Here is a 15,910-nt window from a genome sequence, read left to right as displayed (position 1 = left end):
TCGAACGCGGCTATCGGCTGAGCCTCGCTTAACCCGAGATTGGGTGCATGGAGGCGGTATGGGAGCTCAGCGCGCACGACGGCGTGACCGGGACGCTCCACGGCAGCCCGGGCGCGGTGGCGACATTTAGCTGGTGGGCGTCGTGCCGTTCAGCGCGGCGCCGGGCACCGCGGGCACTGCTGCGCCGTTCAGCGCAGCGCGCGACGCCGGCTCGATCGGCCCAGCCGAGGCCTCGTCCGCCGGTGCCGCGGCGGTGTCGCTGGACGACGCCGCCCGGCCAGTGCGGCCCTTGTAGAGGGACGGCGCGATGGAATCGGCGTCCCCTTCATCCCAGCGCAGATACGCGACGGCGCGGCGGGTCTGGTCGTAGGCGTGGACGAGCAGCGAAAACGCCCGCGCCCTCCTATCCGCAGCCTCGGTCGGCCCGGGACCTTTGCCATGCTCCCTCACGCCGAGGGCCGCGAGGATCTGCGGCCCGATCTCCCCGGCGCGCCTCACTTCTTCCTCGGTCGCCGCCGTCTTGCCGGTAACCTCCGACCAGCTCGCGGTGAAGAGCGCCGAGAGCGCGACGAGGTCGTTGGCCGTGTCGATGTGCCCCTGTCCGGCCCGGATCTCCGCGACCGTGTCCGCGTCGAGCAGACCGCGGCGGGCGAGCGCCGCCGCGTCGCTCAGCAGGTTCTCGCGCAGCGGGGCTGCCTCCGCGAGCAGCGGCTTCAGCGCGTTCTCGGCACCTCCGCTCGACAGCCACGCGAGGTGCGCATACCAGGCGGCCAGCGCGTAGGTCTCGAGCCGGTCCAGCAGCGCGACATCGTGCTGCGGCAGGCGCTCCGCAATCGCAGGCTTCAGCGTGATGAGGCCAGGCAATACGCCCAGCACCTGGGAGACCACACGGGGGATATCGAGGTTGATGGCGATGAGCCGATCCGGGCTCAGCGCCTCGATCTCGGACAGGGCCTTGTCGAACGCCGCCGCGGCCTGGAGCGGAGCCGCGGGCTTCTTCGGGGCAGGCTTCTTCTTGAGCGGAGAAGGCTTCGTCATGAGGGGATGACCTGTGTCCGGTGCCACAAAGGCTGCCAGGCTGCCCGGTTTCTCCTAAGCTCCGCCAGAGATGAGCGCGCTCCCTTCCCGCCGTGCGCTGACCCTGGGCGCGGCCCTGATCGGCGCTGCGGCGCTCCTCACGCCGCTCGGCATCGCCTCACTACGCCACGCTTCGGAGGAGCCGGTCGACGCCCCCGCAGCGGCGGCGCCCGCGCCCCCCGGTGCGGCGACGGCGCTCGCGGATGGCGGGGACGGCCCTCTGGACGGCGACGCCGGCGCGCCGGCAGACGGCGCGGCCGCCCTCTTGGACGGCGGCTGGGACGGGGGCGGCGCGCGGTTCGAGCTGCCCGCGTGGTCCGCCTCGTCGCGCGCGGCCACCTACGGGGCGCTCTCGGCCGACGCTTGCGACAAGGAGATGAAGCGCCGCGGGATCCCGCACGCCCCGGCGCGCGGCGCCCCGCTGGTCGACCGGCCGGTCAGGATCACCGGCGCGCTGCACGGGGTCACGTTCCGCGGCGACGGCGTGGCGAAGCCCAGGTCGGCCTCCCCGTTCGACATCGCCGATTGCCGGCTGGTCCTCGCGCTCGACGATCTCGCCGCCTTCCTGACGACGCGCGGGATCGTCGAGGTCGTGCACTTCAGCATGCACCGGCCCGGTCCAGCCGGCGCCGTGGCGCCGACGAAGGCGCCCGCGAAGCCGCCGGCAGGCAAGAAGACCCCGAAGGCCGCCGGCAAAGCGGCGAAACCGGGCGAGCGCGCCGCGAAGAAGCCGGCGGCGGCGCCCGGGCGCCCCAACCAGCACGCCCTCGGGCTCGCCATCGACGTGGCTGCTTTCGTGAAGGCCGACGGGACTCGACTCGACGTGAAGGCCGACTGGCTCGGCGCCATCGGCGCGCCGCCGTGCGGCCCCGGATCGGAGCCGAAGGCGCCCAGCCCCCACGCGCTCGAGCTGCGGGAGATCCTCTGTTCCATCTCCACGAGCGGGCTGTTCAACGTCATCCTCACGCCCAACGCGAACGAGGCGCACGCGGACCACTTCCATTTCGATATCAAGCGACACGCACACTACTTTCTGCTGGAGTGAGCGCGCGTCACGGCGCGGTGTCGCCCCGCTGCACTGGACGGATCGAGCGCCCGCCCGAAGCGAAAGGCCCGCACATACCGCTGACCAGCGGGTCGCATTGCGTTATCGAGAGACATTTTTCCACGGGCAAATGCGCCTTGTTGCGGTTCCTGCTGGTTGACGCTGCGCGGCTGGCGCGACTACCGTGCACGCGGAATATGGGGATCCAGGGCAAAGCCACCAGGCGAGCGTCCGTTGTCGCTGTTGCGCTCTGCGCATGGACCGCGAGCACATCGACCGCGTGCACGTACTCCGATGCCTGCTGGGAGACGCGCACGTGCGCTCCGGATCCGGAGCCGCCGCCCGGACCGTGCGAGGGCGAGCCCGGCACGGCGCCGGCGCTCGACGAGTGCGGGGTGTTCGTCAGCGAGCACGGCGACGACGACCACCCCGGCACGAAGGACGCGCCGGTGAAGACGCTCCAGCGCGCGGTCGGGCTGGCCGCGACCAGGCGAGGCGGCGGCGAGGCGCCGACCCGGCGCGTGTACGCTTGCCGTGGGGTGTTCGAGGAGGCGATCTCCCTACCCTCGGGCGTCGATCTCTGGGGCGGCCGACGCTGCGACGGAGGCGACTGGTCGTTCGGCGGGCCCGCTCAGCGGACGACCATCGCGCCGCCCGGGGGGGTCCCGCTGCGCGTCATCGAGGGAGACGACGCGACGTCGACGATCTCCGGCGTGCGCGTCGTGGCGGCGGACGCCTCGGCGATCGACGGCAGGTCGTCGATCGCGGTGATCCTGAGCTACGGCGCCAGGGTGACGCTGGTGTCGAGCGTGGTCATCGCGGGCAACGGCAAGGACGGGGAGCCCGGCGAGGACGCGCTGAGCGTCCGCGCGCAGAGCGGGCAGTTCGGGAACGACGGGGCGGATGCCTGCACGGCGGACGCCGCAACGGGCGCCCTTCCGGTCGTGACCGCGTGCGGCGAGGGCATCGAGTCGACGGGCGGGTACGGGGGCGACGGCGGGATCGAGCAGGGCGGCGACGGCGCTTCGGGACAGCCCGAGCCCGCACCGAACCCCGAGGGCAAGGGCCTCGGAGGAGCCGGCGCCGGCAGCATGGCGTGCAGCGACGGGAAAGATGGCGCGCCCGGCGCGGACCGTGGCCGCGCCGGCGGAGCGGCCGGCATTGGCTATCTCACCGACGATGGATGGATCGGCGTCCGCGGTGACGACGGGGACCGGGGCGGCGTTGGCCAGGCCGGAGGCGGCGGGGGCGGAAGCAAGTCGCGCGAGGGCGTGAGTCTCCGCGTGTGCCCGGCCTCCCGACCCCAGACCGGAGCGGCCGGCGGCTCGGGGGGGGGCGGCGGCTGCGGTGGCCTGGGCGGCAAGGGCGGCGGCTACGGCGGTGCGAGCATCGGCATCGTGGCGCTGGAGGGCACGGAGCTCACGCTCGAGGCCACCGAGGTGGTCACGGGCCGCGGCGGGAACGGGGGGACCGGCGGAACGGGCCAGCCGGGCGGCTTCGGCAAACACGGCGGGTACGGTGGCAAGGGGTTCGTGCCCGGGATGTGGGACGCCTGCCATGGCGGCTACGGCGGCAACGGCGGCCGCGGGGGAGACGCCGGCGGTGGGCTCGGCGGCCCGTCCATCGGCGTCGCCTACGTGGTCCCCAACCTGGCCCTCCGGCCCGGCACCGTCATCAACGTCGGACCGGCTGGCGAGGGCGGTCTCGCGGGGAACGCCGGCACGCTCGATGTGGCTGGCAAAGGCGGTTCCGCGCCTTCGGCGGCGACCCAGGCGTTCAGCGGGCTGAACGAGCTGCCCCGTTAGCCTTGGATAGAGCGCGTCCCAAGGGACGTTTCCGGTGAGGCATGCCCATGCGCGAGAAGTCCGTGTTCCTTCCGTTCGTCGTCCTGCCGCTCGCCATGGCCGGTTGCGGGAACGCGCCGGAAGCGAGCGAGCCGGGCGGCGCACCGCCATGCGACGCTCCGTCCGCCTGTCCGGGCGATGCCGTCCCGGAGTCGGCGTGCCTCGAGGAGCTCGCCGCGGATCGCGCCATGGACGGCTGCGGGGTGTTCGTCAACATCGACATCCTCGGCGGAAACGACGCGAACCCCGGCACGAAGGACCGGCCGGTTCGCTCGATCCAGCGAGCGATCGAGCTCGCTCGCACCGGGCGCGGTCGCGTGTTCATGCCCGCCGATACCTTCGTGGGGGCGATCAGGGTTCCTTCCGGCGTGGACATCCATGCCGGCTTCGACTTCCTCGAATGGCGGCGCCGGAGCAGGGACGACAGCGGCCGCATCAATTCCGAGGTGGATGAGCGGATCGCAGTGATCGTCGAGCCGGCGCGCCCCGGCGACACGGGGGCCGCGGACGGGGTCTCGACGCTCGATCACGTGACGGTCCTGAGCGGGGCCCCCATCGGGGTGCTCGTTCAGTCCGACACCGCGGTGGAGATCGTCCGCAGCGAGATCAGGGCGTTCTATTACGGCACTGCGGGCCACGACGGGGAGGCATGGCCGAGCCGAGCAGCGGCTGGCCCCGATGGCCTGCTCGGTGAGAACTCGTGCTCCGCCGCCAGGATCCCCGGGGGCGCGGCGGTGACGAACCCGTGTGACGACGGAACGTCGAGCACCGGCGGCAAAGGCGGTGATGGACTGCCCTCGGGAGCCGAGGACGGGGCCACCGGCGAACCGGTGCCGGTGGCCGATCCGACCTCAGGCCTCGGCGGCGGCGGGGAGCGTGAGGAGAGCGCCTGCTGGAACGGCCAGTCCGGGCTCTCCGGATCCTCGGGAACGGCGGGGGTGGCCGGCCAGGGCATCGGGCGCCTCACCGAGACGGGATGGGAGGGCGACAAGGGGACGGACGGCGGTTGGGGAACGCCGGGCCAGGGCGGAGGCGGGGGCGGCGGCCGGCGCGGCGGGCTCGCCGTGTGCACGGCGGCGGACAAGGGAGGGGCCGGCGGCGGCTCCGGAGGCGCTGGCGGCTGTGGCGGCCGAGGGGGTCGAGCCGGCGAGAACGGCTCGCCGTCGATCGGCATCGCCGCGCTGCACGCCAGGGTGACGGTCCGGGACAGCATCATCAAGGCGCCCGCCGGCGGGCGGGGAGGCCACGGAGGGCCGCCCCAGCAAGGCGGCAAACCCGGACGAGGCGGGTACGGCGGCGACGGCTTCGACGCCGCACCAGCGTGCCGCGGTGGCAGCGGCGGCTACGGCGGCGACGGCGGCTACGGTGGCCCCGGGCGCGGCGGCGACGTGATCGGGATCGCCCACCTCGACGAGGACCAGCTCGCGCTGGAGGGAGTCACCTTCGAGCTGGGCCTGCCAGGCCCAGGCGGCACCAGCTGGAGCCATGACGGCACCATGACGACGGGAGAGGCTGGCGTCGCCGTGGAGACGCTGCGCTTCCCTGAGTAGGCCGTGGTGCGGGCCAGCTCCGTCGACGGATAGGGCCGACGTCCCCATCGCGGCAGCGCTCGCCCCCGGCGCGGTCCTCCGCGCCCACGCCGCCCTGGCCCGACCGCAACCGGCCGGCGCCTCCGCGCGACCGAAGAGCGGTTCTGCACCGATCTCGATGAGCTACGGACTCGCCGGCTCATCGATCCTCTCGCCGAGCCTGCGCTTTATCCAAGCGGGAGCACCTCGACGTACTCTGATCGCCCCGTCTGCTTCACGCACGAAGTCGTGCGCAAAGACGATCACGGACTTGGTTGGTCGAAACGCGGCAGGATCGGAGCGTGGTCCGGCATCTGGCCCGGCATACCATCCGATCTCTCCGCTGGGGAGCTTTCGTCCGATGATGAGGCCGTCACCGTCGATCGGCCAATCGTCGGGTTTATGGATGCCGATCGTTCCATCCGCCTCGTGAACGATCACAGCCTCGGGTAGGCTGTCCAGACGACCGTGATAGCTCCTGATCTCTTCGGCGATGATCTCTTGGACGGTCGGTTCGACGTTGGAAGCTGAAGGCTCGGGCTCGGGGGTCTCGGAAACGCTGGACGGCGCGGCCTCTGGTTCCGCCGTGTCAATGGCCATGCACACATCCAATTTTTGCCTGGTCGAGGCCAGGGCGCTTCGTTCGGCCTCGCACTCATCGTCGGCAGGCGTCGTGCCCGGAGACGTGGGTGACCCGCTGGCATCCGCTGCGACACCTGGCGCATCGTGGGGTACGGCGCGTCCGAGGAAGACACCAAGGATGCCAGCCCCGGCAATGATGACGAACCCGAAGGCGCGAGAGCTTGTCATGGCGCATTCTCACTGCGGCGGCTTCGACGGTTGTTCGATCTTTCCGCCGAACATGAACTGCACACCAGGGCTCGCAGGCTTTCCGTCGATTGTGATCGTCCCATCCGGTTCACGCTTCCAGACGCGTCGCGGAGGGATCGGAGGATCCCAGGGCCGGAATGCGTCGGGATCTGTGCGTGGTCCGGCGTCTGGCCCTGCATAATATCCGAGCCGTCCGCTGGGCAACTTGCGCGCGACGATGTACCCATCGCCGTCATCCGGCCATTCGTCAGGTTTGTAGACACCGGTTCTCCCATCATGGTGCTGGACGACCACGGCCTCGGAATAGCTGTCCAAGAGCCGGCGATTCCGACGGATCTCTTCGACCTTCGACATGCGCTGGTCGAAGGGCTGGGATTCCGGAAGATCGACCTCGGATGGATTGGCAACGCCAGATGGCTCGGCCTCGGGAACCCGCGAACGAAGAGCCATGCAGAGTTCCAGTTGTGCCCTGGTCGAGGCGAGAACGGCGCGTTCCTCTCTGCAGCCACGGCCGGGAGATGCCGCCGTCGAACTCGGGGACGATGTGCTCGGAGACGCTTGTACGCGTGGCGTGTCGCGCATAGAGACCCGTCCAACGAAGGCGCCGGCGACACCGGCGATGAGTGCGAACACGAGGCAGCTGCGAGTTGTCATCGCGCCTCCCGCTACCACGCGCAGCCTGGGGGCACGGGCCGACAAACCGCGTGATCTTGATCCGGCCACTCCCGGGGAATGATGCCCATGTCGCATGGAGTCAGCCAGTTGTTCGGATCAGGCCCAGGGCACACCTGTATCCCGTCGGCCGCCAAATCCTCCGCGCCAATGAGCACCTCCTCCATGAACAGGAGCGTCAACTCGTCAGCACCGACGCCGTTGCACGCGGGCGTGAACATGAGTTGGTCCATTGCGTAGCAAACACGACGCAGTTAATCGGCGGGTCCGTGTAACAGAATGGCTTGGCAAAATCTTGACTGGACTGCGTTCCTTGACTGTTTTGTGAGCTGTCAGGAGTGCATTTCGACGTCTTTGCTCCAATGGAGCAAAGGGCAAACATCAACGCGATGAACAGAGGAATATGCGAAGCGAACCGTCTCATGCGAATCTCCTCTGGGTCAAGCTCACGCCTGGCCCCTCGCGGCAGGTTCGGTGACGAGCGGCAACATTGGGCTCCCGCGGCGCGCGTAGAAACAGCATTCGCTCTCACAAAAGAGCACGCCCGCCGCGGTATGTCTTCCCGGCGCGGCGAGACTCATCTCACCAGAGCGCGGCGTCAATGGGTGACCAGGAGTACAAATTCTGTCCGTGCGCCAGTGGGGGCGGCCGGCCAAGGCATCGGGCGCGCCACCGAGGCTGGATGGCAGGTGACGCCGCGCCACCTCGGGATGCTCTTCTGGGGGGCTCTTGGGGCCGTCGCGGCCGAGCGGCGCGGGGGCGCGAGAGCCGGGGAGAGCGGGCCGAGCTGCCACCTCGCGCGGCCCGGGTCGCGGGACGACGTTCTCTAGCGGCTCCCTCCGGCGGCTCCCTCCGGCCGGACGAGGGGGAGCGTGAAGAAGAACGTGGCGCCAGCGCCTAGCTGACTCTCCGCCCAGATCCTCCCGCCGAGGGCCTCCACGAAGCCCTTCGCGATGGTGAGCCCCAGCCCGGTCCCCAGACGCGCGGTCTCCGCCACCTGCCAGAAACGATCGAAGATGTGAGGGAGCTCGTCGGCGCGGATCCCCGCCCCCGTGTCCGCCACGGCGAAGAGCGCCTCGTCGCCACGTGGCTCGGCTCGGACCGTGATGGCCCCTCCCTCCGCGGTGAACTTGATCGCGTTGCCGATCAGGTTCGCGAAGACCTGGAGGATCCTCTCGCGATCGCAGATCACCTCGAAGGCGCCCCCGCCGCGGATCTCGCCCTCGAGCACCAGGTGCTTCTGCGTCGCCAGCGTCCGCTCCATCTCGATCGCGTCGCCGACGAGCGCGCCCGCCGCATGCCTCCGCTTCTCGATCGACAGCCGACCCGCCTCGATGGCGGCGACGTCGAGCAGATCACCGATGATCCGGAGCATCCGCTGCGCAGCGAGGAGAATGACCTCGGCCTTCCTCCTGTCGAGCGCTCCCTGCTCGTCGGCCGGCAATGTCCGCATGAGGAGAGCCGCGGCCGTCAAGATGGCGCTCAACGGGTTCTTGAGGTCGTGAGAGACGATGGCGAGGAAATCGTCCCGCGTGCGAATGGCGCGCTGCGCGTGCTGGTACAGGCGCGCGTTCTCCACGGCCGCGGCGGCCCGGCGCGCCACCTCCTCGGCCACCACCAGATCGGCGGCGGAGTAGCGGCGGCTCGGCTCCGCCGTCACGAACGTGAGCGTGCCGAGCGTCCGCCCGCGGGCCACGAGCGGCACCACCATCACCGCTCCCGAGCCTCCTGCGCGGAGGGACCCTCGATGGCCCGGATCGCCGGCGGCCCCCACGGCAGACTCGGTGATTGCAGGGATGAGGAGCGGCTCGCCGGTCCGCAGCACCCGCGCCTGCGGGGTCTCCCAGCCCGGCCGCTGGGCGAAATCCCCCATCCGGTCGGCCAGCCGTTGCCTCACGGGATCGGCGGACACCGGCGCGAGGCGCTCGACAGAGCCTTTCTCGTCGACCAGGTCGACGAAGTAGAGATCGGCCAGGGCGTGCACCGACAGGCGCGCCACCGAGGAGACCGTCTCCGCGTAGTCGAGCGAGGAGGCGAGGACCGCGCTGACCTCCGCGAACAATCGCTGCACCTGCTCGGCTCGCTTCACCTCCATGATATCCCGGAAGACGAGCACCGCCCCCGAGATCTGCCCTGCTCGCTGCAGAGGGGCGAACGTGCAGCTGACGTGCAAGGCCGCTCGGTCCCGGCTTGAAACCACGTCCTCGTCGCTCCGGACCGGCTCGCCCGCGTGGATCGCCCGCAGCGCGGGGTGATCCTCGTCAGGTACGGACGTCCCATCCGCGCGTCGAAACTGGACGATCTCCTGGACGCGCCGCCCCACGACCTCCTCCGCCGTCCAGCCGAGCAAGCGCTCGGCCGCGGGGTTGAAGAAGGTGATCCGCCCTTCGCGATCCATCGCGAGCACGCCCTCGCCGATGCTGCCGGTCACCGCCCGCGTGAACTCGAGCTGCTCACGGACCCTCGCCTCCACCTCCTTCGCGGGGGTGACGTCCATCGAGACACCTTGAACCCGAGGCGCGCCGGCGCTGTCCTTCACCAGGTGCACGCCGGTGTGGAGCCAGAGCACGCGACCGTCCGACGTCCGACAGCGATGCTCGCAGCGCTGGTCCCGCTCGGCGGCCAGCGTCCTCCGGAGCGCCTGCTCGAGCTCGCCGCGATCGTCCGGCTCGGCGCAGCGGCTCCAGAAGTCGGGCTCCGCGAGCCACCGCGCGCGCGAATAGCCGAGGAGCTCCTCGGCCCGCGCGCTCACGTAGAGGACCTGGAGCGTGCGCGCGTCGGCCTCCCAGACGAACGCTCGAGCGAGGTTGTCCACCAGCGCCTCGTAGCGCCGCCGCAGCGCCTCGGCGAGGGCCCGCTGCTCGTCGGCCTCGGCCTGCCTCCGCTGGGCCGCCGCTCGCGCCGCCTCCGCGGCCGCCTGCTTGGCGTCGATGATCGCCTGGCGATCGAGCGCGATCGCGAGCTGGTTGACGGCCGCGTTCATGAACAGGAGATCCGGCTCCTCCAGACGGACGGCCCCCTCGATCTGGAGAGCGCCGAAGATCGGCCGGCGGTCGATGACGAGAGGGAGGACGAGGAAGCACCCGCGCTCCTCTGCCTCGGCCCGCGGGGCCCCGGAAGGCTGTCCGGAGGGCGCGTTCGTCGCGGTCGGCTCGCCGTCCGGATCGGCCGGCCACGCGGCCTCCGAGCCGGTGAGGTAAGCGTACGAGGCCGCGGCATGGGACCTGGCCGCCTGGAGTCGATCGGCGCCGACACCTTCGGCGCTCCAGACGATGGTCTTGACCCCGGGGCGACCCGGGACCGTCAGGAGGACGAGCGCGGTGCGGAGGGGGAGCGCCCGCGCGAGGGTCGCGAGGACCGACGGGACGGTCCGCTCGGCGCCCTCGAAGCGCGTGAGCTGCTTGCTGATCTCGTAGAGGTACAGGACGCGAGGGTACGCGCGCTCGAGGCCTCCGGCGGCCGGATCCTCGCCGCCGCGCCGCGCCGGCTCCTGCTCGCCGCGCGCGTCGTCGCTCCTCGCCTCTCTCTGGTGGGCTCTCGGCGGTTCCTTCGTCCGGCGGCCGGTGCTCATCCCCGCCTCCTATTTCTTCGTTCGCCTCCGGCCCTCGGCGCTCTTCGCCGCCAGAGGGGCTCCCACGTCAGCGCGCTGCCCGATCCGGGCGCCGCCCTTCCCCACGGTGAAGTGGTAGGCGCCGAAATCGTGCTCGCTGCCGCGCGTCTTCACGACCATAAGGGTCGGCCTGATCTCGCCCGGCATGGGCGTGTACCGGAGCACGACGAGGTTGTCGGCCACCGGAGAGAACCTGCGGTCGGTGACGGTCTCGCTGGAGTACATCACGCTCGATTCGAGCGTGAGCACGGTGGTCACGCCGAGCGCCTTGAACCGCGTGATCAGCGCGTAGAGGAGCTGCCGCAGCTCGTCCTCCGCGATGCCCTCGGCCGCGAGGTGGCTCACGCTGTCGAGGACGAATCGACGCGTCTTCTGCTTGCGGATCTTGTCGGTCAGGAGCGAGAGGAGCTGGCTCGGGCGGACGCGCTCCCGCGAGAGATAGATGACCTCGGCGAGCCCCTTGTCGATCGCCTCTTGGAGCGGCAGCCCCAGCGCCTCCGCGGTCCTGATGAGCTGTGCGGGCCCCTCCTCGAGGGCGAGGTAGAGCCCCGGCTCTTCGCGGCGGCAGCCTTCGACGAGGAACTGCAGCGACAGGGTGCTCTTCCCGATGCCCGCGCTCCCGGAGAGGAGGGTGACGCTGCGCTCGAGCAGCCCTCCGCCGAGCAGCCCGTCGAGCCCGGGCACCCCGGAGGGCAGGCGCCGCGCCGTGTCGAGGGGGGGCGGCGGCTCGGCGAACGCCGCCTCCGCGTTGTAACGGGGATAGACGATGAGCCCGCCCGGGCCGATGAGGATGCTGTGCCGGCCCCTGAGGTGGGCGGTGTTCCTGAGCTTGTAGATCTCGATGTAGCGCTGGCGCTCGAGCCCTTCCTCCGTCGAGGAGAGGAGGATGACCCCGTCGACCACGGTCTCCTCGACGCCGAAGCGGCTGATCTGGTTGGTGCCGTAGGGAATGTCGGTGGCGAGGAAGCCGACCGCCTGCGCGTTGTGGATGATGCTGGCGAGCTGGAAGATCTTCTCTCGGTCTACCTGCGGGTCCTTGACCTTGTGCAGGAAGACCGAGACCGAATCGACGACCACGCGCCGCGCCTTCATGCCGAGGATCCGCTCGCTCATCATGAGCAGGTGCCCCTCCACCAGGATGTCGGGCTGCGGGATGAAGACGATCTCGACCATCCCGCGCTCGATCTCGGCGTCGAGGTCCCAGCCGAGGCCACGGGCGGTGGCGCGCAGCCGCGCCTCGCTCTCCTCGAAGGAGAAGAATATCCCCTTCTCGCCGGCCTTCGCGCCGCGGTAGATGAACTCGAGCGAGAGCACCGTCTTGCCGGTCCCCGCCACGCCGGCGATGAGGAGGCTGGAGCCACGCGGGATCCCGTCTCCGAGGAGCTCGTCGAGCCTCGAGATGCCGGTCCTGAGGCGCGGCTCCTTGCCCTCGACGGCCGCCCGGTGGATGGTGAGGCGGGGCGCGAACACGTCGATGCCGGCCCGCGTGATGGCGAACGAGTGCTCCTCTCGGCTGTGGTCGGTGCCGCGCATCTTGACGATCTGGATGATCCGCCGCTGCTCACCGGACTCCTGGCGCTGGTTGATCATGATCAGCCCGTCGACGATCGAGAACAGCGGGTTGGTCTCGATGTCGCTTTGCCCGAACTCTCCGAGGAAGAAGGTGGTGGTCTCCCACGCCATGAGGTTGATCGCGAGCTCGTAGCCGAACTTCCGGAGCTCTTCCTTGGACTTGGCGAGATCGTCGAAGACCTTGAAGCTGTCGATGACGACCATGGACGGCTTGACCTTCTTGACGTGATCCATGACGAGCCTGGAGGCGCCGTCGAGGCCCTTCGTCCGGAGGATGGCGCCGAGGTCGACGAACTGGATTCCCCCGTCGATCTTCCCGGCGTCGAAGAAGTCGAACTGATTCAGGTAGCGCAGCGTCTTCGCGGTCGGCTCCGAGAGCGTGCTGAAGTAGAGGACCCGGGTCCCGGCCGAGGCGTTGTGGAAGCAGATCTGCTGGGTGAGGATCGTCTTGCCCGCGCCCGGCGGGCCGGCGACGACGACGATCGACCCCTTCGGCAGCCCCCCCCCGAACAGCGCATCCAGGTTTCGCACCCCCGTCTCGATGCGCGCGATGGCCGTCTTCTTCGTCATGGCTCCACTTCCTCGCCGTCCTCGCCCTCGGAGATCCCGGGCGAGCTCTTCGACGCTCTCTCGATCCCGCCCGCCTCCTCCTGCGCGACCCTCGAGAGCTCCGCGTGGAGCGCCGGCGTGAGGATCTCCGCCGTCAGGTTTCCGAGGACCGTGAGGAACTCCACCAGGATGAACCGGAGCCCCTCCTCGATCTGGTCGCGACGCACGCCCCCGGCGCGCTCCTGGAGCTCCACACACCAGATCCCGGCCGACTCCATCCTGAGCGACGAGAGGACCGGGGATCGCTCGGAGGCATAGTAGAGAACGCGATCCACGATGGCGCCGAGCGTGACCTCCCCGAGGGTGACGTGGGCGCGCCACCACAGGGCGTTGAACGCTCGTTCGAAGAGCTGGATGAGGCGGTCGGGCGGCGCGCCCCGAGCTGCCCGATCCATCCAGGCGTCCACGCAGGCGCTGTGCTCGTTCGCGTCACGCATGGGCGCTACGTCGCCTCGACGGTCGCCGGGGAGGGGCAATGTTCATGCCGATGCCGCATCGCGCGCTCGATCAGGGCGTCGCGCGCGGGCAGCATCGCCGTGGCGCTCGCGCTTCAGGCCGGACGATCGCGGCGTTTGCGCTCGGGATGCTCGCGGGATCCGTCGACGGTGCGAGCTGTGCCGGCCCTTCAGCTCGGCGCGGTCGCGGGCTCGAGTCCGCGCTCGATCGCCGGGCGACTCCCCGCCGAGCGCGTGGAGCGCGCCGTCCGCGGTGCGCTGCGCCGCACGCAACGAGATGCCCGCCGACCTCCGCGCGGCGCGGAGATCGTCGACCAGCTTCCGCACGCGATGGATGTCCTGCGCGCTTCCGGCGGAGGCGCGGAGCGCGATGATGGATTCGAGCTCCTCGAGGACGTGACGGACGGCGCGGCGCGCGGAGGTCGCCGCGTCAGCCGCCTCGCGCAGCATCACCCCCGCATCCTGTGAATTTCTCTCGAGGTCTCGCATCTCGGTGATCTCGTGCGGTTCGCGAGGGTAAGGGCCGCTCGGTCCATCGCGATGCCGCTGCGGGAGGGCTCGGGGAGCGCCTGTTCGCGCTCCACGCCCACCGCGGCTCGCCCCTGCGCGGCCTGACACCGCGGGGTTCAGGCTGGCACAGTGGCGGCCCCACGTCTCTCGTTATCGCCCGGTGGCGGCGCCTTGTCCCGATTCGGGCACGGGAGACGGTCGAGCGCTGCATGGAACTCCTCTTCTTTTTTCTTGCCCCGTCCTCTGGGACGAGGGGCGCTGCCGCGGCGGTCGAGCGCGAGGTTGGCCCCCGAGGAGCGCGGCGGGCTGGCCTTGCTGACCGTTCGACGGCGGCGTTGATGAGCAGCCGCACCTGGGCGGCCGCCTGTGCGCTCGGCGCGTCGCGCGGAGCGGCACGTCCAATGAAGGCGCCAGCGACACCGGCAATGAGCGCGAACACAATGCAGTCACGAAGTGCAATCGCGCCTCTCGCCACGATGCGCACAGCCTGGGGGCGCAGGCTGGCAAATCGCATCCTGTTGATTCGGCCACTCCTGGGGAATGATGCCCCTATCGACCGAGTCACCCAGCGCGTCGGATCCGGCGCAGGGCAACCCTGTATTCCCTCAGCCTGCAGATCCGCCCCCCGCGGCGCGCGTGGAAACAGAGCTCGCTCTCACAACAGAGAAAGCCTGCCAGCGTATGTCTTCCGATGCGGCGAGACTCGTCTCAAATAGAGCGCGATGTCAACAAGGAACCATGAAGTTCAATTCTGTCCGTGCGCCAGCAGGGCGGCCCGGCCAGGGCATCGAACGCAGCACCGAGGTGAGATGACAAAGCGGCCGACTGCGGCAAGGACACGCCGAGCCAGGGAGGAGACAGGGCGGCCGCCCTCCGGGGACCACGCGAATGCACCCAGCACGGCGTACGCTGGCGCTGCAAAACCCACACTGGACGCGAAGCACGCTTCGCGGCCCCCCCTCCCCCGAGCTCCCCATCTCAGCTGTGCAATCTGGACAGACGCGGCACTTCGTGCGAACTCTTGATGAAGAACATGTCGGTCACGTGTCGCAGCCATGTTCGCGTCCTTTCTGCCGGCGAGGTCCACTGGCAAGAGTGGACCCCCTCCCGGAACGGCGGCGCGGACCAGCGCCCCGTGGTCCTGGTGCACGGCCTGTCCGATAGCTGTCGGACCTGGAACCGCCTCGCCCCCGCGCTCGCGGCGGCAGGGCGCCGGGTCGTCGCGCTCGACCTGCCCGGCCATGGCGACTCGGCTCGGCCCGACGCGCCCTATACGGTCGCGTGGTATGCGGGCGTGGTCGCCGAATGGATCCGTGCCCTCCGGCTCGGCGATTTCGATCTGGTGGGGCACTCGTTCGGCGGCAGCATTGCAATGTGCGTGGCCACCGAGCGGCCAGGGCGCATCCACCGCGTCGGGCTGGTCGCCGCAGGCGGCATCGGGACGGAGGTCGCGCTGCCGCTGCGCCTCGCCGCCGTGACCGGGCTGATCGAGCTGGCCGCGCCGGTGCTCATGGGCGTCGGCACGCACGCGGGCGTGCTGGTGCTCGGGGGCGATTTCAACGCGGAAGAGCGCAGGCACCTCGCCAGGATGAACGCGCGGCCCGGCACGGCGCGCGCCCTGTCGCGCACGCTCCGCCACGCGATCGATCTGCGCGGACAGCGCCATCACCTCATGGACATCGCTCATCGGCTCCCGGAGATACCGCCGCTCGCCGTCTACTGGGGCGAGCGCGACCAGGTGATCCCGGCGCGCCACGCGGCGGACATCGACCGCTACATCGAAGGCGCGGCCGTGCGGCGCTTCGCCAAGGCGGGGCACTACCCGCACCGGGAAGCGGTGGGCGATCTCGCCCCCGATCTCCTGCGGTTCCTCGACGAGCCGCGGTCCGCGCCGCGCCTGCGCACCGGGGCGCGCGCCCCGCGCGCATCGGCCGCGGCGGCCCGCTCACCGCAGGCCAGCGCCCGCTGGCAGCCCTGGCCGGACGCCGCGGTCAGGCGCTGGGCGCGGAGCTCGCTGTCTCCGCTGATGCGGCAGACACCGCAGCAGGACACCGGCGACTCGGCATCTCCCGCCGACCTCGGGAGCCGCCCGCCGCCGGTTCCCTGTTGACGGCGCG

Annotated in this window: 11 protein-coding genes; 5 read left to right on the top strand and 6 right to left on the bottom strand. The window is 70.6% G+C overall.

Translation table 11 applies throughout. The features are described from left to right. Positions 1 to 126: 126 nt before the first annotated feature. Positions 127 to 1,038 (bottom strand): hypothetical protein, encoded by a 912-nt coding sequence (locus WMF45_RS20025; RefSeq protein WP_437718483.1) that lies wholly within the window; start codon positions 1,036 to 1,038, stop codon positions 127 to 129. Between the two features lie 70 nt (positions 1,039 to 1,108). On the opposite strand from WMF45_RS20025, the gene WMF45_RS20020 reads away from it, so the two are divergent. The 3 genes from WMF45_RS20020 to WMF45_RS20010 all read left to right on the top strand — a co-directional run bounded on the left by WMF45_RS20020 (position 1,109) and on the right by WMF45_RS20010 (position 5,516). Then, positions 1,109 to 2,122 carry an extensin family protein gene (locus WMF45_RS20020; RefSeq protein ID WP_437718482.1) on the top strand — a complete coding sequence of 338 codons (1,014 nt, stop codon included), beginning with the start codon at positions 1,109 to 1,111 and terminating at the stop codon, positions 2,120 to 2,122. Positions 2,123 to 2,319: 197 nt separating this feature from the next. Beyond that, complete coding sequence (locus WMF45_RS20015; protein WP_437718481.1) at positions 2,320 to 3,927, top strand: hypothetical protein; 1,608 nt, start codon at positions 2,320 to 2,322, stop codon at positions 3,925 to 3,927. 47 nt (positions 3,928 to 3,974) lie between these two features. Further along, positions 3,975 to 5,516, top strand: a complete 1,542-nt coding sequence (locus WMF45_RS20010; RefSeq protein ID WP_437718480.1) for a hypothetical protein — start codon at positions 3,975 to 3,977, stop codon at positions 5,514 to 5,516. 162 nt (positions 5,517 to 5,678) lie between these two features. Here the strand turns inward: WMF45_RS20010 and WMF45_RS20005 are convergent, their stop codons facing one another. The 5 genes from WMF45_RS20005 to WMF45_RS19985 all read right to left on the bottom strand — a co-directional run bounded on the left by WMF45_RS20005 (position 5,679) and on the right by WMF45_RS19985 (position 13,265). Further along, complete coding sequence (locus WMF45_RS20005) at positions 5,679 to 6,344, bottom strand: hypothetical protein (protein WP_437718479.1); 666 nt, start codon at positions 6,342 to 6,344, stop codon at positions 5,679 to 5,681. Positions 6,345 to 6,353: 9 nt separating this feature from the next. Continuing rightward, entirely contained in the window at positions 6,354 to 6,815 is a 462-nt protein-coding gene (locus tag WMF45_RS20000) for a hypothetical protein (RefSeq protein ID WP_437718478.1), read from the bottom strand. 1,048 nt (positions 6,816 to 7,863) lie between these two features. After that, on the bottom strand, positions 7,864 to 10,608 hold the full coding sequence (locus tag WMF45_RS19995; RefSeq protein ID WP_437718477.1) for a PAS domain S-box protein: 2,745 nt from the start codon (positions 10,606 to 10,608) through the stop codon (positions 7,864 to 7,866). Between the two features lie 9 nt (positions 10,609 to 10,617). After that, complete coding sequence (locus tag WMF45_RS19990; protein WP_437718476.1) at positions 10,618 to 12,789, bottom strand: ATPase domain-containing protein; 2,172 nt, start codon at positions 12,787 to 12,789, stop codon at positions 10,618 to 10,620. Beyond that, entirely contained in the window at positions 12,786 to 13,265 is a 480-nt protein-coding gene (locus WMF45_RS19985; RefSeq protein ID WP_437718475.1) for a hypothetical protein, read from the bottom strand. The genes WMF45_RS19990 and WMF45_RS19985 overlap by 4 nt, the downstream gene beginning before the upstream one ends. 177 nt (positions 13,266 to 13,442) lie before the next feature. Between WMF45_RS19985 and WMF45_RS19980 the strand changes: the two genes are divergently transcribed. Both WMF45_RS19980 and WMF45_RS19975 read left to right on the top strand, forming a co-directional pair. Next, complete coding sequence (locus tag WMF45_RS19980; RefSeq protein WP_437718474.1) at positions 13,443 to 13,751, top strand: hypothetical protein; 309 nt, start codon at positions 13,443 to 13,445, stop codon at positions 13,749 to 13,751. A 1,075-nt stretch (positions 13,752 to 14,826) separates the two neighbouring features. Then, positions 14,827 to 15,903, top strand: coding sequence for an alpha/beta fold hydrolase (locus WMF45_RS19975; protein ID WP_437718473.1), 1,077 nt, complete (start codon positions 14,827 to 14,829; stop codon positions 15,901 to 15,903). Positions 15,904 to 15,910: the final 7 nt, after the last annotated feature.

Source organism: Sorangium sp. So ce448 (genome assembly GCF_051520915.1).
Lineage (GTDB): Bacteria > Myxococcota_A > Polyangia > Polyangiales > Polyangiaceae > Sorangium > Sorangium cellulosum_B.
The sequence above is the reverse complement of the archived record's forward strand: the minus strand, read 5'-3'. Positions and strand labels throughout refer to the sequence as shown.